The sequence below is a fragment of the Agrobacterium salinitolerans genome, assembly GCF_002008225.1.
Lineage (GTDB): Bacteria > Pseudomonadota > Alphaproteobacteria > Rhizobiales > Rhizobiaceae > Agrobacterium > Agrobacterium salinitolerans.
Genome location: NZ_MRDH01000005.1, coordinates 42420 through 68283 on the forward strand (window position 1 = coordinate 42420; position 25864 = coordinate 68283).

22 protein-coding genes and 1 pseudogene are annotated in these 25864 nt (G+C 57.4%); 22 read left to right on the plus strand and 1 reads right to left on the minus strand.

What is annotated here, in order from left to right:
* Position 1 precedes the first annotated feature (1 nt).
* The 19 genes and pseudogenes from BS627_RS02975 to BS627_RS03065 all read left to right on the plus strand — a co-directional run bounded on the left by BS627_RS02975 (position 2) and on the right by BS627_RS03065 (position 22951).
* Complete coding sequence (locus tag BS627_RS02975; protein WP_077981814.1) at positions 2-1636, plus strand: ABC transporter substrate-binding protein; 1635 nt, start codon at positions 2-4, stop codon at positions 1634-1636.
* A gap of 105 nt (positions 1637-1741) precedes the next feature.
* Complete coding sequence (locus tag BS627_RS02980; RefSeq protein ID WP_077981815.1) at positions 1742-2764, plus strand: ABC transporter permease; 1023 nt, start codon at positions 1742-1744, stop codon at positions 2762-2764.
* Positions 2754-3620 carry an ABC transporter permease gene (locus BS627_RS02985; RefSeq protein ID WP_022557445.1) on the plus strand — a complete coding sequence of 289 codons (867 nt, stop codon included), beginning with the start codon at positions 2754-2756 and terminating at the stop codon, positions 3618-3620. Before BS627_RS02980 ends, BS627_RS02985 begins: the two co-directional genes overlap by 11 nt.
* Entirely contained in the window at positions 3617-4573 is a 957-nt protein-coding gene (locus tag BS627_RS02990) for an ABC transporter ATP-binding protein (protein WP_077981816.1), read from the plus strand. The genes BS627_RS02985 and BS627_RS02990 overlap by 4 nt, the downstream gene beginning before the upstream one ends.
* Entirely contained in the window at positions 4570-5604 is a 1035-nt protein-coding gene (locus tag BS627_RS02995; protein ID WP_077981817.1) for an oligopeptide/dipeptide ABC transporter ATP-binding protein, read from the plus strand. Before BS627_RS02990 ends, BS627_RS02995 begins: the two co-directional genes overlap by 4 nt.
* Positions 5601-7052, plus strand: coding sequence for an amidase (locus BS627_RS03000; protein WP_077981818.1), 1452 nt, complete (start codon positions 5601-5603; stop codon positions 7050-7052). Before BS627_RS02995 ends, BS627_RS03000 begins: the two co-directional genes overlap by 4 nt.
* A gap of 183 nt (positions 7053-7235) precedes the next feature.
* Entirely contained in the window at positions 7236-8027 is a 792-nt protein-coding gene (locus BS627_RS03005; RefSeq protein ID WP_077981819.1) for an SDR family NAD(P)-dependent oxidoreductase, read from the plus strand.
* Positions 8028-8084: 57 nt separating this feature from the next.
* The gene (locus tag BS627_RS03010; protein ID WP_077981820.1) at positions 8085-9611 is read left to right on the plus strand and encodes a CoA-transferase; all 1527 of its coding nucleotides are present in this window, start codon (positions 8085-8087) and stop codon (positions 9609-9611) included.
* A gap of 11 nt (positions 9612-9622) precedes the next feature.
* Entirely contained in the window at positions 9623-11335 is a 1713-nt protein-coding gene (locus BS627_RS03015; protein WP_077981988.1) for an FAD-binding protein, read from the plus strand.
* A gap of 35 nt (positions 11336-11370) precedes the next feature.
* The gene (gene araD1, locus BS627_RS03020) at positions 11371-12366 is read left to right on the plus strand and encodes an AraD1 family protein (protein ID WP_077981821.1); all 996 of its coding nucleotides are present in this window, start codon (positions 11371-11373) and stop codon (positions 12364-12366) included.
* A 28-nt stretch (positions 12367-12394) separates the two neighbouring features.
* Positions 12395-12547: pseudogene (locus tag BS627_RS03025) on the plus strand (aldehyde dehydrogenase family protein); the annotation flags it as partial.
* Between the two features lie 216 nt (positions 12548-12763).
* Positions 12764-14074, plus strand: coding sequence for an MFS transporter (locus BS627_RS03030; RefSeq protein ID WP_077981989.1), 1311 nt, complete (start codon positions 12764-12766; stop codon positions 14072-14074).
* Positions 14075-14237: 163 nt separating this feature from the next.
* Positions 14238-14681 (plus strand): MaoC family dehydratase, encoded by a 444-nt coding sequence (locus BS627_RS03035; RefSeq protein ID WP_077981823.1) that lies wholly within the window; start codon positions 14238-14240, stop codon positions 14679-14681.
* 459 nt (positions 14682-15140) lie between these two features.
* Positions 15141-16373, plus strand: coding sequence for an ROK family transcriptional regulator (locus BS627_RS03040; protein ID WP_077981824.1), 1233 nt, complete (start codon positions 15141-15143; stop codon positions 16371-16373).
* A 154-nt stretch (positions 16374-16527) separates the two neighbouring features.
* The gene (locus BS627_RS03045) at positions 16528-17787 is read left to right on the plus strand and encodes an ABC transporter substrate-binding protein (protein ID WP_131829396.1); all 1260 of its coding nucleotides are present in this window, start codon (positions 16528-16530) and stop codon (positions 17785-17787) included.
* A 121-nt stretch (positions 17788-17908) separates the two neighbouring features.
* On the plus strand, positions 17909-18781 hold the full coding sequence (locus BS627_RS03050; protein ID WP_077981826.1) for a carbohydrate ABC transporter permease: 873 nt from the start codon (positions 17909-17911) through the stop codon (positions 18779-18781).
* On the plus strand, positions 18781-19632 hold the full coding sequence (locus BS627_RS03055; protein ID WP_077981827.1) for a carbohydrate ABC transporter permease: 852 nt from the start codon (positions 18781-18783) through the stop codon (positions 19630-19632). The genes BS627_RS03050 and BS627_RS03055 overlap by 1 nt, the downstream gene beginning before the upstream one ends.
* A gap of 23 nt (positions 19633-19655) precedes the next feature.
* The gene (locus BS627_RS03060; protein ID WP_077981828.1) at positions 19656-20768 is read left to right on the plus strand and encodes an ABC transporter ATP-binding protein; all 1113 of its coding nucleotides are present in this window, start codon (positions 19656-19658) and stop codon (positions 20766-20768) included.
* Between the two features lie 44 nt (positions 20769-20812).
* Positions 20813-22951 carry a beta-galactosidase gene (locus BS627_RS03065; RefSeq protein ID WP_077981829.1) on the plus strand — a complete coding sequence of 713 codons (2139 nt, stop codon included), beginning with the start codon at positions 20813-20815 and terminating at the stop codon, positions 22949-22951.
* A 736-nt stretch (positions 22952-23687) separates the two neighbouring features.
* Here BS627_RS03065 and BS627_RS03070 read toward each other — a convergent pair.
* On the minus strand, positions 23688-24335 hold the full coding sequence (locus tag BS627_RS03070; RefSeq protein ID WP_338065688.1) for an isocitrate lyase/phosphoenolpyruvate mutase family protein: 648 nt from the start codon (positions 24333-24335) through the stop codon (positions 23688-23690).
* Positions 24336-24524: 189 nt separating this feature from the next.
* On the opposite strand from BS627_RS03070, the gene BS627_RS03075 reads away from it, so the two are divergent.
* From BS627_RS03075 to BS627_RS23850, 3 genes are read left to right on the plus strand one after another with little or no spacing between them, the layout of a single operon-like run.
* Positions 24525-24887: a transposase gene (locus BS627_RS03075; RefSeq protein WP_077981830.1), complete on the plus strand. Its 363-nt coding sequence runs from the start codon at positions 24525-24527 to the stop codon at positions 24885-24887.
* The gene (locus BS627_RS25040; RefSeq protein ID WP_089153207.1) at positions 24884-25174 is read left to right on the plus strand and encodes an IS3 family transposase; all 291 of its coding nucleotides are present in this window, start codon (positions 24884-24886) and stop codon (positions 25172-25174) included. Before BS627_RS03075 ends, BS627_RS25040 begins: the two co-directional genes overlap by 4 nt.
* Before the next feature lie 57 nt (positions 25175-25231).
* Complete coding sequence (locus tag BS627_RS23850) at positions 25232-25681, plus strand: IS3 family transposase (protein ID WP_276327069.1); 450 nt, start codon at positions 25232-25234, stop codon at positions 25679-25681.
* The last annotated feature ends 183 nt before the right edge of the window (positions 25682-25864 follow it).

The window sequence follows — 25864 nt, forward strand, 5'->3', positions numbered from 1 at the left end:
TATGACCACTCACGACAAACGCCGCAAGCCAGCGTGGCGGCACTCGCTGGCCGGAATGCTTCTGATGCTCTCATCAACGGCTATCGCCCTTCCGGCTGCCGCCGAAACGCCGAAAGATATTCTGGTCGAAGTCGCCGAGTACGGCCCGAACTCACTGGACGTCATGGCTCCCGGTGCGAATGATGGTAGTCAGCTCGTCACCTGGCAGATTTTCGACCGTCTGGTCACCTACGGCGTCAAGACTTCGTCCGACGGCCGGAAGGTTTACGACAAGGACAAGATCGAGCCGTCGCTGGCCGAAAGCTGGGAAGTGAAAGATGATGGCAAAACCATGATCTTCAATCTGCGCAAGGACGCCACGTTTCATGACGGAAGCCCGGTAACGGCGAACGACGTGAAGTGGTCCTTCGAGCGTGCGATCGCGACGGGCGCGTTTCCGGCGGTTCAGTTCGCCGCGGGTGGTTATACCGATCCGAGCGTCTTTTCGGTCGTAGACGAACACACATTTAAGATTTCCCTGCCCAAAGCCAACAAACTGGCGCTGCCGGACCTGACTATGATCGTCGCCTCTGTCGTCAACTCGAAGCTCGCGCTTTCGCATGCAACGCCGGACGACCCCTGGGCGCTTAACTGGACCCGAAACAACGACGCCGGCGGCGGGCCGTACAAGGTCGCCAAATGGGCTGCGGGCAATCAGGTCGTCTTCGACCGCTTTGATGACTGGAAATCCGGCAAACTCCCGGCCCTCAAGAAGGTTGTCTATCGGATCGTGGCTTCGGCGGGCACGCGACGGGCGCTGCTCGAAAAGGGCGATGCCGACATCGCAGTGGGTCTGCCTCCCAAGGAAAATGCCGAGCTTGCAGCTGCTGGAAACGTCAACGTTGTTGGCGATTTGATCCAGAACGAGATGTACTGGCTCTCCATGCAGGTCGACATGAAGCCGTTCAACGACGTCCGCGTCAGAAAGGCGATCGCCTACGCCCTTCCATACGATGCGATCATGAAGCAGGCCTTCTACGACCGAGCCGTCCCAATGTATGGCGCGAAAGATGTGACGTCCTATCCGCCAAAATGGCCGGCGGTATCGCCGTACAACACCGACCTCGACAAGGCTAAAGCACTTCTTGCGGAGGCGGGCTATGCCGACGGCTTTTCCACGGAGCTCTTCATCGACTTGACGTCAGCCACGGTGCAGGAGCCCATGGCACTGCTCATCCAGGAGCAACTGAAGAAGATCGGCATCGAAGTCACCATTAACAAGGTTCCGGCCTCCGAGCGCTTCGCCAAGATGGCGAGCAAAACAATGCCTATGGATATCAACTCGTTCTACGGCTGGCTGGACTATCCGGAATACTTCTTCTTCTGGAACTACCACGGTAGGAACAATAGTGTTTTCAACACGTCCAACTACAAGAACGCTGAACTCGACAAGCTTGTCGACAGCGCTCAGTCTAATGATCTCGACAAGAGGCAGTACGACAAGGCGATCTCCGACATGATCGGCATCGTGATGGACGATGTCCCGCGCGTACCTGTCGCCCAAGTGTTCTCAGACGTCGCAATGCGCAAGAACGTTGTAGGGTATACCTATTGGTACCATACTCACGTTGATTACAGGGACATCTCAAAGCAATGATCGTCGGCCGCCGCCCGCTCAAAAGAGAGCGGAGCGGCGGCTGCCTGTCCTAGGCGCGAAGAGACCGAAGTTTGGTCGCGTGCCCAGTCGTTGAAAGCACACGCAATGAATACGCTAATAACCATCTTGCGCCGCGTGTTGGTGGCGGTCCCCACAATTGTTGGGGTCGTCATCGTCACCTTCGCTCTCCAGCGCGCACTGCCTGGCGATCCTGCAGTATTTTATGCAGGTCCGTCCGCCAATCCGGAGGTCGTCGCACGGGTGCGCGAGCAGCTTGGTCTTGACCAACCTGTTTTCATGCAATTTCTCGACTTCATTCGCCGCCTGACCCATGGCGACCTCGGTCTATCGATATCGAGCGGACACCCCGTTCTCGATGACCTCTTGTCGCGCGCTCCGGCCTCGATCGAGTTGACGCTGGCCGCTTTGCTGTTCGCGATCGTCGTCGGCCTGCCATTGGGCATGCTTGCCGCCCTCAAACCAGGGACTTTGGTAGACCACGCATGTCGCGTCATTGTCACGGTAGGCGCAGCATTCCCGACATTCTTCGTCGCGCTCATTCTCATTTTTGTCTTCTATTACCAGTTGGGCATCGCTCCTGAACCTCTGGGCCAACTCAACGAGATTTACGATACCATTCCGACAACCGTGACGGGCTTCCTGTTAATCGACACCCTTTTGGCAGGGGATTCTACGACGTTCCAGTCAGTTGCCATGAAGCTTGTCCTCCCGATGATTTCTCTCGGTCTCTTCGCTCTGGCTCCGATCGCCCGGATAACGCGCGCAGCGATGCTGGAAACCCTCTCGAGCGACTACTGTCGCACAGCTCGGGCCATGGGTCTGTCCTATTCGAGAATGGTCTCAAGCTACGCCCTTCGAAATGCCATGCCGCCGATTATCAGCATCCTCGGAATGGTCTTTTCATTCCTTCTTGGCGGTAGCGTGCTCGTAGAGCAGGTCTTCGCGTGGCCGGGTGTCGGAGCTTACGCAGTATCCGCAGTCATGGCCTCCGATTACGCCGCGGTCCAAGGCTTCGTCCTTCTGATGGCCGTTCTCTACGTCCTTCTTAATCTGGTGGTCGACTTGGTGATCACCGCAATAGACCCGAGGGTTCGCTATGAGCACTAAGAAAACCGCGTTTTCGGAATTCATGAGCGACGCTCGCTATATTGCGAGCACCAATAAGTTGACTTTCGGCGCAGCCCTGATCCTGCTGGCACTCGTGGTCTTGGCCGTGATCGGCCCCGCGATTGCACCTTATGATCCGATCGCGACCGACGCCGCAAAGACGCTGCTGAAGCCGTCGTGGGCTCATCCTTTCGGAACGGACGCTTTGGGCAGGGACATTTTGAGCCGCGTGATCTACGCCACCCGCCTCGACCTTGGAATTGCAGTGGGCGCGGTCGCGGTCTCCTTCTTGATCGGTCTCGCGCTCGGCTCTATCGCCGGATATGCGGGTGGGTGGACTGACACGATCATTGGGCGCCTGATGGACACAATCATGGCATTCCCGCTTTTCGTCCTGGCGATGGGCATCGTTGCGGCTCTCGGCAACAACGTGTTCAACATCATGGTCGCCACGGCCATCATCAACCTCCCATTCTATACACGGTTCGCTAGGGCCGAGGTCAACGTCATCAGCAAGTTGACTTATGTCGAGGCCGCGAGGATGGGTGGAAATGGGTCGGTGCGGATCCTCGCCACCCACATTACGCCGAACATCCTTCCCAAGATGGTCGTTCAGGCGTCCCTGAACCTGGGATGGGCGATCTTGAATGCCGCAGGCCTGTCGTTCATTGGCCTTGGCGTCCGCCCCCCGACGCCTGAGTGGGGGATCATGGTCTCAGAAGGCGCGCCGTATATCTTCTCCGGCGAGTGGTGGACCTTCGTATTCCCGGGGCTCGCCCTCGTCATCGCTGTCTTCTGCTTTAACCTGGTTGGCGACGGATTGCGCGACCTCATCGATCCGCGAGCACGCACATGACAAAACAGCTCCTCAGCGTACAGGACCTCTCGATCGACTTCCTTACTCGTCGCGGACGGGTGCAGGCTCTCGAAGATGTCAGTTTCAACGTCAGCGAAGGCGAAATCCTCGGCATTGTAGGCGAGAGCGGGTCCGGCAAATCGGTACTTTCCTACAGTATTATGGGCCTGTCCGACAAAGCCGCCAACATTCGATCGGGAAGCATAAATTTCAGGGGTGCTCCCCTGAAGCCTGAGAAGATGGCGGATTTGCGTGGCCGCGAGATTTCCATGGTCTTTCAGAGCCCGCGAACGGCCTTGAACCCCATCCGCAAGGTTGGGCATCAGATCGAGGACGTATTGCGGCGTCATACGACCCTTCGTCGCAAGGCGCTCAGGTCGGCGGCGATCGAGGCGTTGACCCGCGTGAGAATCCCGGATCCCGCTCGGCGGTACGAGGCCTATCCGTTCGAAATGTCGGGCGGCATGTGCCAACGCGTGATGATCGCCATGGCATTGGCATGTAAGCCGGCCTTGCTGATCTGCGACGAGCCGACAACCGGTCTGGACGTGACAACCCAGGCCGTCATCATGGACCTGATCCGAGATCTGGTTGCCGAAACCAAAATGGCCGCGATCCTGATCACCCACGATCTCGCTCTTGCAGGTGAGTACTGCGATCAAATTGCAGTCATGCATGCCGGACACATCGTCGAGGTGGCACAATCGCGCAGCTTCCCCGACGAGCTCAGGCATCCGTACACAGAGCGGCTGTTTGCGGCTCTGCCGTCGGCGGCTGCCAATCTGAGTGAGCTGGCAGTCATTCCAGGCAGCTTGCCCGACCTCAGGGGCACGCTCCCGCCTTGTCGTTACATCGCCCGGTGCGAACGCGCGAAAGAGGACTGTTCGCTCGGACCTCTGCCGTGGGCTCAAATCGATTCCGATCATCTCGTTCGCTGCAGGTATCCGAAATGAAAAATCTCCTCACTGCACACGGTTTGACAAGGCGGTTCCCGGTACGTCGCGGTCTGAAGACCCACTGGGTTCATGCGGTCGACGACCTTAATTTTTCGATCGGGGAGGGCGAATGTGTCGGCCTCGTCGGCGAGTCCGGCTGTGGCAAGACCATTCTGTCGCGCTTGCTCTCCCGAATGATAGATCCCACGTCCGGATCGATCCTGTTCGACCAGGTCGACCTGACGCAGATGCCAACGAAGAAGTTCGCGGAAACCCTTCATCGCGCTCAGATTCAGATCGTTTTCCAAGACCCCACCGAGTCGCTGAACCCGCATTTCACGGCGTTTCAGGCGGTGGCAGATCCAGTCCGCCGGTTGATGTCCAATCTCAGCGCTGCTGAAGTCGAGGAAAAGGTGAACCGCACGTTCGACGACGTCGGATTGCCAAGAGCGCTCGGCTCACGCTATCCGCATCAACTCTCCGGCGGTCAAAAGGCACGCATCGGGATCGCTCGGGCGATCGCGGTTGAGCCGCGCCTGCTGATCCTCGACGAGCCGACATCGGCTTTGGACGTTTCCGTCCAGTCTACCATCCTTCGTCTCCTCGGCGAACTACGCGCCAAGCGCGGCATGAGCTACCTGTTCGTCACGCACGACCTGGAGGTGGTTCGGATCATCAGTGATCGCATTCTGGTGATGTATCTCGGCAAGATCATCGAAAGCGGGCCGGCAAACCAGGTGTTCGAGAACCCGGCTCATCCCTATACACAGGCTCTCTTGGCGGCGAGCCCTGATCCGGCCCGGCGCGGCATCAAAACGCAAAGGTTGGAAGGGTCTGCCAGCAGCCCGATCGATCCGGACCCGAACACCTGCCGATTTGCCGGCCGTTGTCCCGTCGAAATGAGCAACTGTCGTACGGTGATGCCTCCGTTGATCGAGGTGGAAGAGGGACACCAGGCGGCGTGTCTTCGCGCCGAACCGCGCGGGGCTCAGATTACACATATTACTCCACGCAAGTCGGCATTTCCAAACTCGGGGATACGTCCATGACGCCTGATGAATACACCGAGCTGACCGCGGTTGAGATCAGAGACCTGGTCTCATCGCGGCAGGTCAGCGCCCTGGAGGTTATCGAAGCCGCATTTGCCGTCCTTGAGGACGCAGAACCTCACATCCACGCGTTTGCTACGCTGAACAAGGAGGGTGCGATACGTGCGGCCAGAAAGCTGGATGCCGACCTCGCGCAAGGTCAAAGCGTGGGTCCGCTCGCTGGGGTGCCGGTCGCCATCAAAGACCTCGTCCTCACAAAGGGTTTGCGGACGACATTCGGCTCCCGACTGTACAAAGACTTCATTCCGGAAGATGACGATATCGTCGTGGAACGCCTCAAGGCGGCCGGCGCGATTGTGATTGGAAAAACCAATGCATCGGAGTTTGGTTACTCGGCGCACGGATGCAACCTCCTTTTCGAACCCACCTGCAACCCGTGGGACCTGACGAAGACGCCCGGAGGATCGAGTGCAGGTTCTGCGGCTGCGGTTGCAGCAAAAGTTTGCCCGTTGTCGATCGGCAGCGATGGCGGCGGCTCGATACGCATACCCTCGGCCCTGACGGGCAATGTCGGTATCAAGGCGTCGATGGGACGAGTTCCGCTTTGGCCGGGATGCCGCGACGAGCGCCTACCGGGGGCGTCCGGCTGGGAGTCTCTCGAACACGTTGGTCCGATCACCAGGAACGTCGCGGACGCCGCCCTCATGCTGTCCGTAATCGCGGGGGCGGATGGTCGAGACCGTCTGTCGAACAACACCAGCGACGTTGATTGGCTCGGGGCCGCCAGCTCTAACCTCCCAAGGGGATTGCGCGTCGCCTACTGGCCGGATTGGAACGACCAGCCAACCGATCCTCGCATCAAGAGGAAGGTGACCGAAGCCGTCGGTAAACTGTCGGAAGCCTACGGGTTTGACGTTGTCGAAAGCTCGCCTCCGGCCTTGGAGATCGTAGAGGCGTTCCAGACGATCATGGCACTGGAGACGGACATCACGGGCGTTCGTCGGCTTGTCGAGGAGTCTCATGAGCCTGTTGGCGAAGCACTTCACGAATTGCTTGCGCGAAACCTTCCATTCGAAGCGGCTACCGACGCGATCACGACTCGAAAGGCGTTTGTGAACGCCATGGCGGTCGTCATGGGATCGTTCGATCTCATCCTCACGCCAACCGTGGCTCTTCTGCCCATTGCGGCAGACGGTACTGGCAAAGGCCAAATCGCAGGCAAGGATGTGAGTTACGACGATTACGCTCGATTTACGTTCCCGTTCAATCTTACTGGCCAGCCAGCTGCGAGCATTCAGTGCGGTATAGTCGACAGCTTCCCCGTCGGTCTGCAGATTGTCGGCAGGCATCTTGATGACGCAACCGTGCTGCGAGCCGCTGCATCCTTCGAACGCGTTCTCCCGCCGCAGAATGCACCTCTGGAATGGCGGAAGGTAACGACGATGTGATGAGAGCGCACGAGAACCGCCATAGCGAGACAGTAGCCCGTTAACGGCTCATCTCAAACTCGAAGACAAAAACGAATTTCGATCAGTCCGCAGCGAGCGCTGGTGGGCCTGACGACCCGCGGCCATATGCCATTGTTTTCTGGCGAACCGCAGAGGGTCGGTCGGCGAACAAGGAGGATGTCAATGAACTTAAATCTGAATGGCCAAGTCGCTTTGGTAACGGGATCGACGAAAGGGATCGGTTTCGCCGTCGCCGCTGGATTGGCTGGCATGGGCGCGCAGGTTGTTGTTCAGGGACGCTCACAGACGTCCGTGGATGTGGCAGTTGAAGCCTTGCGCCTAGACCGAGACGTCCATGTCCGAGGAGTAGCCGCCGATCTAACAATCCCTTCCAACATATCCCGACTGTGCGAAGAGCTTCCGCATGTAGACGTCCTCGTAAACAACGCTGGCTTCTACAACCAGAAGGATTTTTTCCAGACAACCGACGACGAATGGGATGAGATGTTCCGGCTTAATCTCATGTCCGGTGTCCGTCTCACGCGTCACTACCTCCAGGGCATGCTCGACAAGGGCTGGGGCCGGATCGTGAACGTCTCGAGCGAATCCGGCGTGTTCATCCCTAAGGAGATGATCCACTACGGTGTCTCCAAGGCTGCTCAACTGGCGTTCAGCCGAGGGGTCTCGGAATTGACGGCTGGTACCAACGTCACCGTCAACTCCGTTCTGCCCGGTCCCACCTGGGTCGAGACCACCAGGGATCAGATCAAGCAACGCGCGCTGGAGCAAAACGTCAGTGAGGGCGAATTGATGGCCCGGACCTTCAGCACGCGCCGTCCAACATCGCTCATCCAGCGGTACACCACGCCCGAAGAAGTGGCGAACGTCATTTGTTATCTCTGCAGCCCCGCGGCTGCCGCCACCAACGGGGCCCCGATACGGGCCGACGGCGGAATAGTTCGCACCTTTGCGTAGTCGCACCCGGGGCCAGCTGGCCAAACAAGAAAAACAGATCCTTTAGAGGAAACTCCAATGAAAAACGTCAACATCGTAACGGCCGAAGAGGCAGCATCCTGGGTAAGGGACAACGACTGCATCGCGATTTGCGGATGCGAAAACGTCCTCACTCCCGATGCGCTGCTCGGCGCCCTCGGAGCACGCTATGTTCAAAGCGGGTCGCCCAAGGCAATCACGGAAATCCATCCCATTATCGTCGGCATGGGGGAGGGCCGGGGCCTCGAGAACCTGGCCCACCCCGGTCTGGTCGCCACGGCAATCGGCAGCGGATACAGCTACCTCAAGACCTCACGATATACCGAACTTCTCAAGCAAGGGGCGTTCGCCGCGCACGTCGCCCCGATGGGAACCATCTTCCAGATGCTGCGAGATTGCTCCGCTGGACGAAAGCGGACCTACACGAAGGTGGGCCTCGGGACCTTCGTCGATCCAGACGTCGAAGGCGGACGCATGAACCGGGCGGCCGGGGAGTCGCTTGCCAGACACGTGGAGATCGAAGGTGACGTCCATCTCGCCTACGATGTGCGGCCAATCGATGTGGCGTTCCTGCGCGGCACCACAGCGGACGAATGCGGCAACATCAGCCTTGAGGATGAGCCGGTATCGCTCGGCATCAAAGCCATCGCACAAGCAACCAAGGCTTCCGGCGGCAAGGTCGTTGTCCAGGTTCGCCGGATGACGCAGAAAGGGTCGATCCATCCAAGGATGGTCGAAGTTCCAGGCATCTTCGTTGACGCCGTCGTCGTGGTGCCCGCCCAGGAGCTTGCAGGCGGACGCCTCAATCCGGCACTGACGGGTGCGGTTCGTCTGCCGGTTGGCGATGTCGGTATCGTGCCTCCCGGTATCGAACGTATCGTTGCGAGCAGAGCGAGCTTTGAAGTGTTCGACGGAGCGACCGTCAACCTCGGCGTCGGAATGCCGATCGCCGTGCCCACCATTCTTCACGAGCGGCGGTCGGCGCCGAACGCGACGTATTTTCCTGAGCATGGTTCGCTGGGCGGTATCCCGGGCGAGCGGGCGATCTTCGGGACCAACATCAACCCCGATGCCATCATCGACTCCACGTCGGTCTTCGATTGCTTCCAGGGTGGCGGCCTGGACATCACATTCCTTGGCTGCGGGCAAATCGACGCAAACGGCAACGTCAATGTCAGCAAGTTCAATGGGATTGTTCCCGGGTGCGGCGGCTTCATCGACATTGTAAGCAGAACGCCTCGAATTGTGTTCTGCGGAGCGTTCAGCGCCGGCGGTCTCGACGTCGGGACAGAAGACGGTCGCCTTATCATTAAGAACGAAGGCAAGTTCAGCAAGTTCGTGCCCGCCGTGGAGCAGGTCACGTTCAACGCGAAGCTTGCGGTCGAACGTGGCCAGCGGGTCACCTACGTCACCGAGCGCGCAGTGTTTGAAGGACGTCCGGACGGGCTCGAACTGGTTGAGGTCGCACCCGGCGTCGACGTCGACCGTGACATTCTCCGGCTGATCCCGTTCTCGGTCAAAATCGCCGAAGACCTCAAGACCATGGAAGTCGGTCACTTCAGCTAAGGATGATTCATATGTCGGATTACAAGACGTTTGAGACAGACGTTCTCGTTATTGGCAGCGGCGGCGCTGCTTTGAGAGCGGTTCTCGCGGCCAGCGACGAGGGGGCCGAGGTTACGGTCCTCGTCAAGAACAACTTCCGAAAGAGCGGAGCGACCTTCTACAGCGTTGCCGAAGTGGGCGCTTATAACGTCCCTGACGGTGCGGGCGATCCCGCCGATAATCCAGACGTCTTCAGAGAAGACATTCTCAAGGCGGCTCAGGGTATGGCGGATCCTCGCCTCGTGGATATCCTGGTCAACGAGTCCGAGCCCAGCCTGCGCTATCTGGAGAAGTTCGGAGTCCATTTCGAGAGGAACGAGGATCGGTATCTCGCCTTCCGGGCCTGCTTCTCCTCTAAGCCGCGATCGCACGTGCTGAAGGACCACTTCAAGCCAATTATGCGCGCGTTGGGTGAAGAGGCGACCCGGCGCGGCGTCCGTGCGCTGGACCGGATGATGGTTGTCGGCCTGGTCAGCGACGGTACCTCGTGCCACGGAGCCATGGCTATCGATGACGAGGGCGGCCTTGTCTTCGTCCGCGCCAAGTCTGTGATCCTGACGACCGGCGGCGCGAGCCAGCTGTTCTCCAAAAACCTGTACCCGGCCGATATCACCGGGGACGGCTATGCCATGGCTTGGCGGGCAGGGGCCGAGCTTGCGAACATGGAGTTCATGCAGGCGGGCGTTTCCATTATCGACCCATTCATCAACCTGTTCGGCAACTACCTCTGGGACGCTCATCCCAAACTCACGGACCGAGATGGTGTGCCCTTCGTCGAGAGCTACCTTCCGGCTGGCCTGACGGTGGCTGAGGTCATGCAGGAGAAGGAACGTCACTTCCCGTTTAGCTCATCCGACATTTCCCGCTATATCGAAATATCGATCCAGCGAGCGATCAACGAAGGCCGTGGCACCGACAAGGGCGGCGTCTACATGGACTTCAAGAACTGCGATTTCGATCGCCTGCTCGCCGACAAGACGCGCTCATTCGGCCAGATGTGGCCGCTGACCTACGAGTGGTACAAGGAACGCGGAACCGATCTCTATAAGGACGCGGTTCAGATCACGTGTTCGGCGCATGCGATCAACGGTGGTCTTCGTATCAACGAGAATGGCGAGACGACACTGAAGGGGCTGTTTGCAGCAGGTGAGACAGCGGCCGGGCCGCACGGAGCGGACCGTCTCGGCGGCAACATGGCTATGACCTGCCAGGTTTTTGGTGCGCGCGCCGGAAAGGCTGCGGCCGAGCGCTGCCGCGAAGTCGGCGTGACGTCTGTTGGAGATGGTATCGAGGCGATCCAGGCGTACCTCGCGAAGTTCAGCCGGACCGGTGGAGAGGACGGAGCAGCCATACGCCTCGAACTGCAGGCCGCGGCTAACCGCAGCTTGTTGATCCTGCGAAACGAGCCAGGTCTTAGTCAATTCCTGTCGGAGCTGACAGAGCTGCAGGCACGGCTGCAGGCCGTATCGGCTCCGTCCCGTGACAACTTTGTCCACGCGATCGAAACCGACAACTTGATTGAGACAGGCCGCATGATGACCCGCGCCGCATTGTTGCGGACGGAGAGCCGGGGAAGTCACTTCCGAGAGGATGCACCGAGCTCCAATGAGAACTTTGCGGTGAGCTACATCCTTTCGCGGGGTCATGAAAGCGGTGGCTATTTCGCCTCGCTCGGAACTCTCTAAACAAAAACCTCAAGAACAAAAGCAGGAAGCAACCAATGCTCATTTCGCAGATCAAGGGTTCGAACGGAGCGATCGTCGTCGCCGTGCGCGAGCCGGGCGGTACCGCGAGGGCCGTTAAGAACGCCGCCAGTGTCTATGCGTTGGCAATGGAAGCCGCAAATGGCGGCAAGTCGCTGGTGTCAGTGATCAAAGCGCATGGCCTCGGTGACGCCGTCGATCTCGAAAAGGCCTATGCCGAAGGCAAGTTCCTGACCCCGATGACGCATCCTGACGCCGCGCACCTGCACCTGACGGGCACCGGTCTGACGCATCTCGGCTCGGCCGCAACGCGCGACAGCATGCACAAGAAGACCTCCGAGGCGGCCGAGGAGACGCTGACGGACTCGATGAAGATGTTCAAGATGGGTCTTGAGAACGGCAAGCCGAAGGCCGGCGAAAGGGGCGTCCAGCCCGAGTGGTTCTACAAGGGCAACGGCTATGGCGCGGCGGCTCCTGGTGCTGCACTCGTCTCCCCGTCGTTTGCGCTCGACGGCGGCGAAGAGCCCGAGATGGCCGGCATCTATGTGATTGCTGAGGACGGCACGCCGTTCCGTATCGGTTTTGCGCTGTCGAACGAATTTTCCGACCACGTCACCGAGCGCCAGAACTATCTCTACCTCGCGCATTCCAAACTGCGCCCGGCAAGCTTCGGCCCGGAAATCCGCATCGGTGCTGCGCCTGACGACATCCGCGGCACTTCGCGCATCAAGCGAGGGACCGAGGTGATCTTCGAGAAGCCCTTCCTGTCGGGCGAGGCGAACATGTCCCACACCTTCGCCAACCTTGAATACCACCACTTCAAGTATGGCCTGTTCCGCGTTCCCGGCGACGTCCACGTCCACATGTTCGGCACGGCGACGCTATCGTTTGCCGAAGGCATCAGGACGGAAGAGGGCGACGTGTTCGAGATCGAGGTTGGCGAGTTCGGCCTGCCGCTGCGCAATCCGCTAAAGTTCGACGCCGAAGAGCAGATCGTGGTCAAGCAACTCTGAGGGCTGCCGAGGCTAAATGGGAACAGGCATGACAATCCATCAGAATCTCATTGCTGGCGAATGGATCGGTTCCGAAGCGACGCGCAACATCAATCCGTCCGACACCAATGACACTGTCGGTCTGTATGCCAGTGCTTCAGCCCAAGACGCAGCCAATGCTATTGCAGCCGCCAAGGGCTCGTCCTACGGCCCGCGCGAACAGGGCAAGTACGCGGCTGAGTTCTACACGACCGTAAAGACCGCTTACACGCTCGCTTAGCCCTAGCGCCAACGACGGCAGCGAGATCTTCAGCGAATGCCAATCTGCCGCGGGATCGAACCTGCGGCAGCCGACGAACCTGCGTGCGCGATTGTCGCACGATATGCGATGACCAGGAGGAGGATTCTTTTGACCAGTATGTATCATAACGCCAATGCGGCAGTCAGCGATCGACCCAGTGACGTCGAAACACCGATTTACAGAAAGGTCACATGGCGGCTTTTGCCATTCCTGACCCTTTGCTACGTGATCGCATACTTGGATCGTGTCAACGTCGGTTTTGCAAAACTGCAGATGCTGAATGACCTCCAGTTCAGCGAGACCGTCTATGGTCTTGGGGCGGGTATCTTCTTCCTCTTTTATGCGGCCTTCGAAACACCAAGCAATCTTATCCTGCACAAGGTGGGGGCAAGGAAGTGGATCGCCCGCATCATGATCTCGTGGGGCATCATCTCCGCATCGTTTATGTTCGTACAAACGCCGATCCAGTTCTACATCCTTCGCTCGCTGCTGGGGATTGCGGAGGCCGGGTTCTTTCCCGGGATAATTCTCTATCTAACCTATTGGTACCCCGCCCAGCGCCGCACGCGCGTGATTGCGACCTTCATGGCGGCGATGCCGCTTGCAGGCATCTTCGGCGGCCCTGTCTCCGGATGGATTCTGGACAGCTTCCACAACGTCCACGGGCTGGCCGGGTGGCGATGGCTGTTCTTGCTTGAGGCGATGCCTGCCGTCGTGCTCGGAGTCGTGACACTCTTCTGGCTCGACGACGGCATACGCAAGGCGAAGTGGCTGACCGAGCGAGAAAAGGAAATCTTGGAACGCAACGTTCAAGCAGAGGACCGAGCCAAGGTCGCCCACGCGTCGATGAGCTTGCTGCTCAAAGACGTTCGCGTATGGATGATGGGTCTTGTCTACTTCTGCCTGGTAATGGGGCAGTACGGTATCACCCTTTGGCTCCCAAGCCTTGTGAAAGGTGCGGGTATAACGGGCAACCTTCAGATTGGCCTCGTGACCGCAGTACCGTACGTGGCGGCCGCTGTCGCTATGATCTTCTTCGGCTTCCGCAGTGACGCAACCCGGAGGCGCCGACGCTACCTTATCGTACCCTTGTTGCTGGGAGCGATAGGCTTCGTGGCCTCTGTGCAGTTCGAGAACAATACCGTGCTGGCGATTGCCGCTCTGACTGTGGCTTCGATCGGCGCCGTCTCGGCAGCACCTCTCTTCTGGCCGCTTCCGACAGCCTTCCTGGCGGGTGCGTCGGCGGCTGGCGGCATTGGGCTGATCACGTCGCTTGGGAACCTCGGAGGGTTCTTCTCTCCCTACATGATCGGTTGGCTCAAGGATTTCACCCAGAGCGGCCACGCAGGAATGTACGCCCTCACGGGATGGCTCTTGCTCGGTGCATTCATTGTGTGGCGAACGCCATCGAAGCTCGTCGACAAGTGAGGCAGGTCGTAGCGCCGGCATGACGACATTAACCCGTGCACCTGAGCACTCGCCGCGCCCGACTAGCTGGGCGCGGTAGGCTCTCGGCGCTCGGTCCTGAAAACCAGCACCCAATCATTAAATCACCGCGCGCATGCGTCGAAGAAAAGGAAAGTGAGGCAATATGAGCAACCAGGTTGTCGAAGCCATGGGGCGCCTGACCGTTGGCGAGAGCTATACAGTCCGCAAGACAATTTCAGAATCCGATGTCTATCTTTACGCAGGCATTGTCGGCGATTTTCATCCAAATCACGTTGATGAGGAATATGCAGTAAAGCACCTGGGACGGAGGGTTGCTCATGGCGCGCTTCTACCCGGTTTCGTATCACGGGCGACCGTCGACATGATTGGCGAGCGGCTTAACCCGCCCGGCTACGCGGCGCAGGAGTTCCGCCTAAAGATGATCTCTCCCGTTTTCATCGGCGACACGATCAACACGACGGTCACCGTTTCTGGGCTTGATCCGGAACGCCGGAAGGTCGTTATGACGACGGAGATCCGTGTAGGTGATCGCCTTTGTGCCATAGGTGACACGACGGTGAAAATTTTGCACCCCGTCGAGGAGTAGGCGTTCGCGGGGTCGGAAGACCCGGTTAGGTCAACTCGATAAAGCACGGGCGGGGCTTTCCGGATCTGGTGGTTTCCGCGCGGAGCACGACGACGCGCCGCGAATGGGCGAGGAACGCACTCCGACCCTTAGCAAATTGAAACGTTCACTGCCCGGCCGCCTAGGAACTACTTGGTTGGAGCGCCCAGGTCCAACGTTTTGCAGCCGCGAGCGCGGTTCGCGACAGCCCCATCCTTTTAAGCGGTCAGGTCTTGCTCGAACAGTTGACGGTGTTAAAGTTATAACCGACACGGTTGACGACAGCGTAGGATACGCGTGAAGCGCTGTCGTGCCGGATGACGCTCTGAGGAACATCCGAGCTCTCCGGCGTACTGTAATGAGCGTTCAACCTTGTCTGAGGCGAGCGATCAAGTAGATTGAGGTCGAGCACGGAGTTCGTGTTAGCGATCGGGATGGAATATGCAAGATACTGTCACGCGGCAAACCAACAGCCTGTCGCGTCGTCGGCACCGATATCTGGTGCTGGAATACATGCGCCGGAACGAGCAGGCCACACCGTCCTTGGTAGCGAGTGCACTCAATATCAGTCTGCCGACAGTCGTTCGCGTCCTCGCCGACCTAGTCGATGAGGATTTCATCGAATATGTCGGTAGAGAAACCTCCTCAGTTGGGCGGCCAGCAAGCGTCGTGCGCTTCAAGTCCGAAGGACATGCTGTCGTCAGCGTTTATGCTCACATGTCCGGTTTGTACGGCATGGTGACGGATTTGTCGGGCCGTGTCATTGAAGAGCTCGTAGTCGGTACTTGTCGAAATGGTGACGAGAACAAAACCCTATTGCTTCAGCTCATCCGAACCCTGATCTCGAACGTTCGCCCGAATGTGAAAACGATCCGTGGCATTAGCGTCGCTGTTCAATCCATGGTGCGAAGGCCAGCCGGCACGGTCGTCCTCACGGGCGCAGCTCTCGATTGGAAGTCGCTTGAACTCGGCAAAATCGTTCAGCAAGCATTTGAGGAGCCGTCTCTCGTTGAAAGTGACCATATTCTTGGTGTTCTCGGTGAGTGGACTTATGGACGATTTCCTCACGTTGATATTCTCGTCCGCTTGTCCATCGGGCCTGGTACGAGCGCAGGTTTGATGGTGAACGGCAACATCTACCGAGGTAGCACCGACGCGGCGGGCGAATTGAAATGGTTTGCCGACAATCCCCGCCTGGGCGGTCCCCGACTTCCTCTCCTCGGCGACATGAAATCATTGCGTTACGGTGAGGGTTTGCCCCGGACGGCATTCGAGGCCTTAGAGGTAGCGAATTCCCGCTACTCACGCGGCGAAATCGGGATCGAGGACTTCGAATACGGGTCGAACAAAAAAGATGGGCTCGACATCGTGCGTGAGCTCCTCCACTACACGACCACCGCTGCTGCCAGCTCATCGGCCCTCTTGAACCCATCAGCCATTATCGTCTCAGGGCAAATTACACGAGGGGGCAATCTGGTGGTTGATGTCCTCAACGACAGGCTAGGGGGCGATGTATTCGTCACACCAAAGATCGCGCTCAGCAAACTCGGACTACAGGCTGTTATGCTCGGGGGGGTTAAGGCTGTCCTCGATTTAACGACGCTCCAGCCGCCAATTCAGACAGAACAAGGAGGCGTGCCGACTTTATCAGCCGGCTCGGGGAACTGGCAATGACTCGTTCACGTCGGGTGCATCGCAAGTAGCTGCATTTTCGAATTAAAACGTTGTGTTATCGCTGATATTCGTCCGCGAAGATGGGCGTTGACAACAATTATGTTTGGATTTATTTTCACACTGAAAATAATGGTTGCTCATTTGGGAGGAAACTATGCATCCATTGAATTTGGTGACCCGCAGATCGGTGCTGAAGACGACCGTAGGGGTTGGCGCGGTAGCAATGACGTCTGGATTGGGAGTTCCGGCAATCGCATCAACCCGCGAGTTGACCATCATCGGTAACGATGGGAATCCCACCGCCCGGGAAGTCTTCAAGAAAATCACGGAAGATTTTGCCGCTGCCACCGGCGTCAAGGTTTCACTGAACTACATGGACGTTGAGGGTCACAAGACTGCTATCCGCAGTTACCTGATAACGTCGCCGCCAGACCTCTGTTTCTGGTATTCGGGCGAGCGTATGCGTTACTTCGTCGGGCGCGGTTTGTTCGAGGACCTGTCGGGTCTCTTCGAAATGAACGGCTATGGTAACGTCGTCGGAAACCAGATTCGTGCCGTTACCGTAGAAGGTCGCCAGTTTGGTCTGCCTCTCGGTGGTCGCCTTCTGGCTAATTTTTATCTTGAAGATGTCTTCGCGAAGCATGGCCTGAAAGTCCCCAAGGATTGGGACGAGCTTTTGACCTACATAGAATCTGCGAAGTCAGCTGGTCTGGCTCCCATTGCTGTGGGCTCAAAGGAGCTGTGGCCCGTCGCTGGCATGTTTGACTCGCTCAACCTCAGGACCAATGGCCTGGACTTCCATATGTCGTTAATGGACGGCAAGGTGAGCTATCTCGACAAGGCAGTCCTCTCCGTTTTCGATCGCTGGGAAGAGCTCGTCCGCAAAGGCGCGTATCTCAAGGACAACACGTCCTACAGCTATTCCGAAGCTGCTGCCTTCCTAAGCCGGGGCGAGGCGGGTTTCATGACAATCGGAAGTTTCGTTGATCGCGAGGTCCCGGTCGACCAGCGCAAAAACCTCAACTACTTCCCGTTCCCCAAGATCGCCGACATTCCAACGTTTGAGGACTTTTTCGTCGACTCGATACATATACCGTCGAAGGCTAAGAATAAGGAGGAGGCACGTGAATTCCTGACCTATTTCTACCAGCCTGCGGTTTTCGCGCTTTATAGCGGAGCGAGAAACTTTATTCCGGCTCGATCGGATCTTCCGCCGAGCTCTAATGAGATGCTGAACCGTCAGCTAAAAACGATTGCCGGAGTGGCCGGTACGGCACAGTATTTCGATCGCGACACCAATCCTGATCTTGCGCAGGTTGCGATGAAGGGTTTCCAAGAGTTCTTGACCTACCCCGACCGCAAGCAAACCATCCTCGAGCGTATCGAACAGACCCGTCAGCGGGTTTTCAAGTAAACTGTGGTTGGACGTTGCCTCGCTCGTCGCGGCATCAAATTCGAGGAGTAGCGAGACTGTGCCTACGGTGCGGTCCGCAAGTCGAAATCGACCTCCAATCTCAGTTTTCAGGTTTATCAAAATGATCAGACATTATCGGAAGTGGGTAGTTCCCGCCCTTCTCATACTCCCCTCGATTACCCTATTCGGTATCGTCATCATAGTATCTGCTCTAGAGAGCTTCTGGATCAGTTTTCACGACTGGGACGGGTTGGGGGCGATGTCGTGGATCGGCATTGCCAACTATGAAGAATTAGCAGGCGATCCGCAGTTTTACGTTTCTGTGAAAAACAACGCGATCTGGATTGCAGTCTCCATGCTGTCGATTCCCCTTGGGCTTGCATTCGCGCTGCTGGTCAATCAGGACATCTCAGGCATGAGGGTGATGAAATCACTCCTGTTCATGCCGAAAGTTCTCTCGAGCGTGACCGTAGGTGTCGTCTTCACGTGGTTTTACACGCCCAATTTCGGGTTGCTGCCAATTGCCGGCTCATGGTTCGGCATTGAGGTGCCCGCGGTCTTGTCTCATCCGGATCTAGTGACCTATGCCGTTGTCGGCGCAGCGCTCTGGATACAAGTTTCCCTCAACCTGGTACTTTTCCTGGCTGCGCTTTCGGGATTGAACGGCGACCTCATTGGCGCTGGCCGTGTCGATGGTGCCAAGGGCTGGCAGATGCTTTGGCATGTGATCCTGCCGCAACTGGCGCCTATTGCCGTGATTGCCGTCGCGCTCACAGCCATCAGCGCTCTCCGTTCATTCGATCTCATTGCGGTGATGACGGCTGGCGGACCATTTGGCTCATCGACGACCCTTGCCTTCCAGATGTACGAGCAGTCCATCTTCTCATATCGTTTCGGATACGGCGCGGCGCTCGCAGTCGTCTTGATGGCGATCACCGGAATTTTTATCGCCTGGTATCTTTTCAAGGTGCTGCGTTCGGAAAGGACTTCTTGATGTACCCACTTCCAATACCCGTGGGCGCCAAATCCCAGCGGTTCACTTATATGCTGGGTACGGCCTTGATCGTCACGATATGGCTCGCGCCTCTGGCCGCCATCATCATGACGTCACTACGTCCCCATGAAGATATTTCCCTTGGAAACTTGTGGGGTTGGCCCAGCCAATTTGTGATGTTTGAGAACTATGCGGCAGTTTTCGCGAGGAGCAAAATGCTACGCTATTTCTTGAACAGCGCAATCATTACAATTCCCTCGGTAGTCATTGTATGCGGATTGTCACTTTGCGCCGGATACGTATTATCGCGGTTCAGATTCCCGGGGAACACTGCGCTCTTCGCAGTCTTCGTAGCTGGTAACTTCCTGCCAGCGCAAATATTAATGATCCCGGTTCGTGATCTCATGCTCCAGCTCGGGGTCTACGATACCTACCTCGCATTGATCATTTTCCACGTCGCATTTCAGACGGGATTTGCAACGCTCTTCATGCGAAACTTCATCGCGGCTCTCCCTGATGAACTGTTTGACGCCGCGGGGTCCGAGGGTGCGTCCACTCAGCAAATCCTCTGGCACATCGTTCTTCCGCTCGTGCGGCCTGGCCTGGCTGCTCTTTCGATCCTGCTGTTTACGTTTATCTGGAACGACTATTTCTGGGCTCTTGTCCTGACAGTCGATGACAGCGTGAAGCCAGTGACCGCCGGCCTGGCGAGTTTGAAAGGCGAGTTCGCCGCCGAGTGGAACCTGATTTCGGCGGGCACTATCGTGGTCGCACTCCCTCCCGTCATCATGTTCTTGCTGATGCAACGCCATTTCATCGTGGGCCTGACCCAAGGCGCAGTGAAGGGCTAAATCTAATGAGTTTGGAGCCATACATGAAAAGCCTAGCCCTTCACAGCATCGGAAAGAGCTACGGAAGCTATTCGGCGCTGGCCGACGTAAATCTCTCGGTAGAGAAGGGAGAGTTCATCGTCATTGTCGGTCCTTCCGGCTGTGGCAAGTCAACCTTGCTGAAGATCATATCTGGCCTCGAAGACCTCACGCATGGTACGATCCATATCGGCGGACGCAACGTTACGAAGGCCGATCCGGGCTCGCGGGGCATTGCAATGGTGTTCCAGTCATATGCGCTTTATCCGCATATGACGGTTGCGGAGAACATGGGTTTTGGCCTTCGAATGGCCAAGCGGCCGAAGACCGAGATCGCCGAGGCTGTTCGCAAGGCGGCGCAAATCCTTAGGCTCACAGAACAGCTAAATAAGCTTCCGAGACAATTGTCGGGTGGCCAGCGCCAGCGTGTGGCGATCGGCAGGGCTATCACCAGATCGCCCGAGGTCTTCCTGTTCGACGAGCCACTGTCCAACCTGGATGCCGCGCTCAGGACACAGATGCGGGTCGAGTTGGCGCAACTCCACAAGCAACTGAATTCGACCATCATCTATGTGACCCACGATCAGGTGGAAGCGATGACGCTGGCAGACCGGATCGTCGTTCTTAATCGCGGTCAAGTCGAACAGATCGGTCCTCCGACGGAACTTTATGAACGCCCCCGCAATCGTTTCGTCGCCGGGTTCTTGGGCTCGCCTCGTATCAATTTTTTCGAGGGGCAGATTTTGGAAGTTCGGCAGGGGAGCGCGCTAATCGGGATGCAAGATGCTGCGCCGTTCGAGAAGCGCATCGAGTCTGCCGATCTCCAGGTAGGGCCAGTCACGATTGGAGTTCGGCCTGAAGCTCTGCATCTGAATCCGTCCCCAACAGCAGCAAGTTTTGGGGGGGCTGTAACAATGATCGAAGCGCTGGGGCGCGAAACGATCGTTTATTTGGATGCCCGGCCGCTCGTCACGACGGATTCCGATACGGGGACCGGCAATGTGGCACTCCATCTTGATGCCGCCACTACCTACACGCCCGGAACGCAGTTGATTGTCGGCTTCGAGCCCGATCGCTGCCATCTCTTCGACCATGGAAACGGACGCACGATCGGCTGATCGTCCGTTTCCTCCCGTTCATTGATAAAGATTGTGAGTTCACCATGAGCATTGCACCATCGCGCGCGCCGTCTGCCTGGCGTGCAACCAGATTGAAACAGTTTCTGATAGGGTCGGCACATTATCCCGAGCACGTTGATCGCTCCTACTGGGAGCGTGACGCAGAACGAATGGCCAATGCGGGGTTTCGTGTTGCTCGTCTTGCCGAATTCGCGTGGCATATTCTCGAACCGCGCGAAGGTGAGTTCGATTTCTCTCTGTTTGACGATGCTATAGCCGTGCTAGCACGCCACGGCATCTCCACCATCATGTGCACGCCAACGGCAACGCCACCGCGCTGGCTCACGCACCGATACCCCGAGGTTCTGCGTGTGGATGAGAAGGGAAGACCCGCCAGTCACGGCTCGCGGCAACACGCTGACACCACAAGTCCGGTCTACCGCCTTCACAGCAAGCGAATCTCCGAAGCGATGGCGCGCCACTATGCAAACAACCCGAATGTCATTGGTTGGCAGACTGATAATGAGCTTAACACATCAACCTCGCTCACTTATTCCGAGGGCGCCTTGCGCGAATTTAAGGTCTACCTAGAACAACGCTATGGCACGATCGAAAAGCTTAATCACGCATGGGGAGGCGATTTCTGGGCAACGGCCTTCGATAGTTTCGACCAGGTCGTGTTCCCCATTCACGAGCTTCCGGTGAGTCCCGGTCCGGGACATATCCAAGACTACCATCGGTTCCTGGCGCATGCGACGGCACGATTCCAACTCGATCAGATCGAGATTATCCGGAAGGCAAATGCATCGTGGTTCGTATTTCATAATCTCGGGCGACTGAACGATATCGACTTCCGAGGGGACTTCTCCCGGGAGCTTGATTTCATGGGATACGACGTCTATCCGTTCTTGCTTGATGAAGGACAGCGAATCGGTTCCGCGGCCTTGTCCCAAGCGCTATCACTCGACATGTTCCGCGGATTTTCTGGTAATTTCATTGTGCCAGAACAACAGGTGGGCTTCGGAGCCCAATCGCTCGTGGCAACCGTCGCGCCCGAGCCGGGAGAGATGCGCCGTATGGCTCTGAGCTCAGTGGCTCGGGGTGCCGACGGCATCATCTTTTTCAGATGGCGAGCGGCTCACTTTGGCGCAGAGATTTACTGGATGGGCATCATCGATCACGACGATGTCCCGCGTCGTCGCTACAACGAGGCGGCGGAGTTCGCGCGCGATCTGATCTCCATCGAGAATCACATTCTCGGGACCCACGTCAGGATCGATGTCGGCATAGCTGGTGGGGATTTCGACAACCAAGAAGCCCACCGCACCTATCCCATGGGGCTTCCAAGCCCTCAGGACGAAGCGATCCGTATCTATAAGCACTGCTATCAGCAGGGAATTGCATGCGGCTTCGTGCATCCCGACGACGATATCGAGCGGCTGAAGGTTCTCATCGTTCCCCATTGGGTCATGTGGCAGGCTGAATGGACCAAGAAGATTGCCGAATACGCTCAGAAGGGAGGCACTGTCGTCTTCACGGCGTTGTCGGCCACGCGTGACGAGAACAACCACGTTTTGCGGGAGACAGCTCCCGGATTTGGTGTTGGTGACCTTTGTGGCGTTAAGGTAGAAGAGATTGGCCGCCTGCCGGCTCCTGGCGATGATGGCCTCTCGGCCTACGATGATCGACACGTTTCCACGCGGCTCCGTACTCGCCACCCAGCCACTTCGGCCGAAAGGGTACATACCGTGACGATCGGCAACAAAACGGTGAGTGCTGGATATTTCTACGAGAGACTGAGTATTCAGGAGGGCACACAAGTCATAGGCACCTGGTCCAGCCGTTTCGTAGCGGGCGAGCCCTCCATCACATCTCGGGATGTAGGGCGGGGCCGTGCGGTTTATGTCGGCACCTATTTGACTGAAGAGCTCGTGTCAGCTGTCTGCGACAGGATTTTTCCGATGGCCGAGGTAGAGCCCTTGGTTCAGGATCTGCCGTCAGGCGTTGAGGTCTCTATGCGAGAAGACAAGGCGGGCAGGTTCCTGTTCGTCATCAACACCACTGAACACGCCGTCTGCGTCCCAAAGTTGCCGCACGGTAAATCAATCCTGCTGGATGGAGAACAGACCGCCAACGAGATCAAACTGAGGCCTTACGGCGGTGCGGTACTGAAGCTGTCCTAGCGTGGCAAAGCCGCGGCGTCACTTTGATGTCGTAGTCCGCTTCAGCCGGTACCACATGCTGCCAACCAGAGTTTGTTACGAAAAAGTGGCAACCCGGCTTCCTAAGCAACCCCGTAAACAAAGACACTCAAAGTCTGTCTATTACCCGGACAGACTTTAGCGTTTCGGACCAGCGGATTGCGAGACGATTTCGATTGAAAGCTCGCCTTAATCCTTATTGCGGCATCGTCATTTCAACCCGTGATGGTCGGGCGAATGGCCGGGTCGGTCGGTATAAGGCGAGATGGGTATGCCAGCAAGCACATAAGCAGATGAAAGAGGAGAGTGGTTTCGACGATTTCGGAGGCCGATTATCGCAAAGCCTGCGTCGACACGTTGAAATGACAATTATCGCTACGCTTGTCTCGAGCACCACACATTGCAGACTGCGAAGCAAAAAAAGGAGAGCGACAATCACTGAAAGGTTCGCCAGAGCGAACCGTATCACCGGCCCGACGGATGCTTGGCACCCGCCGGCATGGAAGGAATGACTGAAATTGGCTCACTAAAAAAGGCGCTCGAGACCGCAAGGCTTGCGCGAACAGTCTGGTCGATTTTCGCACGGATAAGAGCCTTGCGTTCGTCATGGTTCATATGGAATGTGGGATTTGAAGCTGCGGTACCGATTGGCTTCGACGTCATAAAGACTAATCTCCATCTAACGCGCGACAAGGCAGCTTCGACCAACTTTTGCAAATTACTTAAGGAATTGCTTTTCGTCGGCCTTTGTCCGTTCCATTCCCTGCAGACGGAATAATTCTTCAACGGCAACGATGTCTTTGTGGCCGTTCTGGACGCCTCCGTCGCCCACAATCCGGCGGAACGTTTCCTGCATGGCGGTCGTGGCGGCACGCACACCATAATTGCCGTAGATGACCATGCGAAAATTGCCGAGTGCCTTGATGCGCGATGCATCGAGCTCAGGATAAGCGTTCAGCACGAAGGTGAGCGGTACATCGCTTTTCCACCCACGCGCGAAACTTTCGATCTCGGAAGGGTCTTTCTTTTTGGAGTGGACGAGGATCATGTCGGCGCCGGCTTCGACATAGGCATGGGCGCGCGCGAGAGCGTCTTCCTCTCCGAGGCCGGCGATGAGGGCCTCGGTACAGGCAATGACCAGGAAGTTGGGATCGGTGCGGGTGTTGGTGGCCGCCTCGATCTTTCCCTGGAATTCCTCGAGACGCAGGAGCTCTTGGCGACCATCCGCCTCAAGGCTGGTGACTTTGGGAAACGTCTTGTCCTCGATGACCACGGCCGAAGCGCCGACCCTCTCGTACTCCCGGATGGCATGAATGACATTGATCGCGTTGCTGTAGCCTGTATCAATGTCGGCGACGATCGGCAGTCACGACTTCCCTGCGATCGTGCTCAGCATGTCGAGATACTGTGTCATCGAGATGAGTCTCATGTCCGGTACCCCGTAAAGTGTTGATTGCCACTGACAACTGACCCGGCGTTTGAGTGAACCCCTCGGGCTGGACCACAGGACCCAGCAAAACTGATACACTCTGCGGGCCTCAATCGGAGAAGGCTCATGAAGTCCCGAAGTCCTTATCGCCGGCATTCGATGCCGTTCAAGTTGCAGCTTTGCCAGGATTTCCGAAACGGCGTCATCGGACGGCGCGACGCACAGCGGACATACGGCGTTTCGGCAAACCTCATACAATTGTGGCTGACGCAGTTCGATCGCGGCGATCTGAACGATGAGCAGGCTGAGGCCAGCGTCATTGCCGAGTACGAGGCCCACATTGCGGCGCTTGAACGCGAGGTCGGCCAGCTCACCATGGAGCTGGACCTGGTTAAAAAAACACCGCGCCAGTTGATCGCCGGCGACAGCGGGAGCTCCTCCATCATCACCGGTCCCCGGCCTGCTCTGTCAGACGGGGGTGCAAAATGATCGATCTCCCGAGGAGCACTTACTATTACCAATCAACGGCAAAAGCTTTAAATCTCGGCGACAGCGAGCTCATTATAATCATAGAGTACATCCAGGACGAGCTGCCTTGCTATGGATACCGACGCGTAACATACGAGCTTCAGCGAAGAGGCCACATCGTCAATCACAAGCGTGTCGCCCGCGTCATGCGGGCCAATGCCTCGGGATCAAGCCTCGCAAGCGGTATGTTCGCACGACGGATAGCAACCACGATTCGCCGATCTACGCGAACCTTTATCGCAATGTGATCCCGGCGCGGCCCGATATGGTCTGGGTGGCCGACTTCACGTACATCCGCATCGCCGCTGGGCTTCTGCTATCTCGCTGTCATTCTTGACGCCTGCAGCCGGAAAGTCATCGGCTATGGCCTGTCAAAACGCCTGGATACGCCGCTGGCATTGGCAGCGTTGCGGTCGGCGCTCGAGAACAGAAAGCCTCCACCCGGCTGCATTCACCACACGGACCGCGGATGCCAATACGCAAGTGAGACCTATCGACGAGCGCTCGATGCGACAGGTCTACAGGGATCCATGAGCCCCGTCGGCAACCCTTATCACAATGCGCAGACAGAAAGCTTCATGAAGACCCTGAAAGTGGAGGAAATCTACCCCGCAGGCTACGAGACATTCGCTAACGTGGCCGAACACTTGCCCAGGTTCATCGAGCAGATTTACAATGCCAAACGGCTGCATTCAGCCCTTGGCTATTTATCGCCAGTAGAATTCGAAACTCAACTCGCCCAGCAGGTGGCTTAGTTTGAAGCGGTTCGATGGTCCAGCACGAGGGGTTCACTCCAACGCCGGGTCAGTTCTCAGTGGCAATCAACAATCTGACCTTTAACAATAGTCGACTCCCTTATTCGCCAGACCAGGCCGACTTCAACGCGCTAGCACCAATGACGGTGGCGGGCATAATCGAGGGGGAAATCCACTTAGCGA

What these genes read in the sequence shown, in the direction of transcription:
- BS627_RS03065 (WP_077981829.1), top strand. Translation starts at nt 20,813, where the DNA reads ATGAGCATTGCACCATCGCGCGCGCCGTCTGCCTGGCGTGCAACCAGA.
- BS627_RS03075 (WP_077981830.1), top strand. Translation starts at nt 24,525, where the DNA reads ATGAAGTCCCGAAGTCCTTATCGCCGGCATTCGATGCCGTTCAAGTTG.
- BS627_RS02990 (WP_077981816.1), top strand. Translation starts at nt 3,617, where the DNA reads ATGACAAAACAGCTCCTCAGCGTACAGGACCTCTCGATCGACTTCCTT.
- BS627_RS02985 (WP_022557445.1), top strand. Translation starts at nt 2,754, where the DNA reads ATGAGCACTAAGAAAACCGCGTTTTCGGAATTCATGAGCGACGCTCGC.
- BS627_RS02980 (WP_077981815.1), top strand. Translation starts at nt 1,742, where the DNA reads ATGAATACGCTAATAACCATCTTGCGCCGCGTGTTGGTGGCGGTCCCC.
- BS627_RS02975 (WP_077981814.1), top strand. Translation starts at nt 2, where the DNA reads ATGACCACTCACGACAAACGCCGCAAGCCAGCGTGGCGGCACTCGCTG.
- BS627_RS03000 (WP_077981818.1), top strand. Translation starts at nt 5,601, where the DNA reads ATGACGCCTGATGAATACACCGAGCTGACCGCGGTTGAGATCAGAGAC.
- BS627_RS03030 (WP_077981989.1), top strand. Translation starts at nt 12,764, where the DNA reads ATGTATCATAACGCCAATGCGGCAGTCAGCGATCGACCCAGTGACGTC.
- BS627_RS03045 (WP_131829396.1), top strand. Translation starts at nt 16,528, where the DNA reads ATGCATCCATTGAATTTGGTGACCCGCAGATCGGTGCTGAAGACGACC.
- BS627_RS03040 (WP_077981824.1), top strand. Translation starts at nt 15,141, where the DNA reads ATGCAAGATACTGTCACGCGGCAAACCAACAGCCTGTCGCGTCGTCGG.
- BS627_RS03055 (WP_077981827.1), top strand. Translation starts at nt 18,781, where the DNA reads ATGTACCCACTTCCAATACCCGTGGGCGCCAAATCCCAGCGGTTCACT.
- BS627_RS03015 (WP_077981988.1), top strand. Translation starts at nt 9,623, where the DNA reads ATGTCGGATTACAAGACGTTTGAGACAGACGTTCTCGTTATTGGCAGC.
- araD1 (WP_077981821.1), top strand. Translation starts at nt 11,371, where the DNA reads ATGCTCATTTCGCAGATCAAGGGTTCGAACGGAGCGATCGTCGTCGCC.
- BS627_RS25040 (WP_089153207.1), top strand. Translation starts at nt 24,884, where the DNA reads ATGATCGATCTCCCGAGGAGCACTTACTATTACCAATCAACGGCAAAA.
- BS627_RS03050 (WP_077981826.1), top strand. Translation starts at nt 17,909, where the DNA reads ATGATCAGACATTATCGGAAGTGGGTAGTTCCCGCCCTTCTCATACTC.
- BS627_RS03035 (WP_077981823.1), top strand. Translation starts at nt 14,238, where the DNA reads ATGAGCAACCAGGTTGTCGAAGCCATGGGGCGCCTGACCGTTGGCGAG.
- BS627_RS02995 (WP_077981817.1), top strand. Translation starts at nt 4,570, where the DNA reads ATGAAAAATCTCCTCACTGCACACGGTTTGACAAGGCGGTTCCCGGTA.
- BS627_RS03010 (WP_077981820.1), top strand. Translation starts at nt 8,085, where the DNA reads ATGAAAAACGTCAACATCGTAACGGCCGAAGAGGCAGCATCCTGGGTA.
- BS627_RS03060 (WP_077981828.1), top strand. Translation starts at nt 19,656, where the DNA reads ATGAAAAGCCTAGCCCTTCACAGCATCGGAAAGAGCTACGGAAGCTAT.
- BS627_RS03005 (WP_077981819.1), top strand. Translation starts at nt 7,236, where the DNA reads ATGAACTTAAATCTGAATGGCCAAGTCGCTTTGGTAACGGGATCGACG.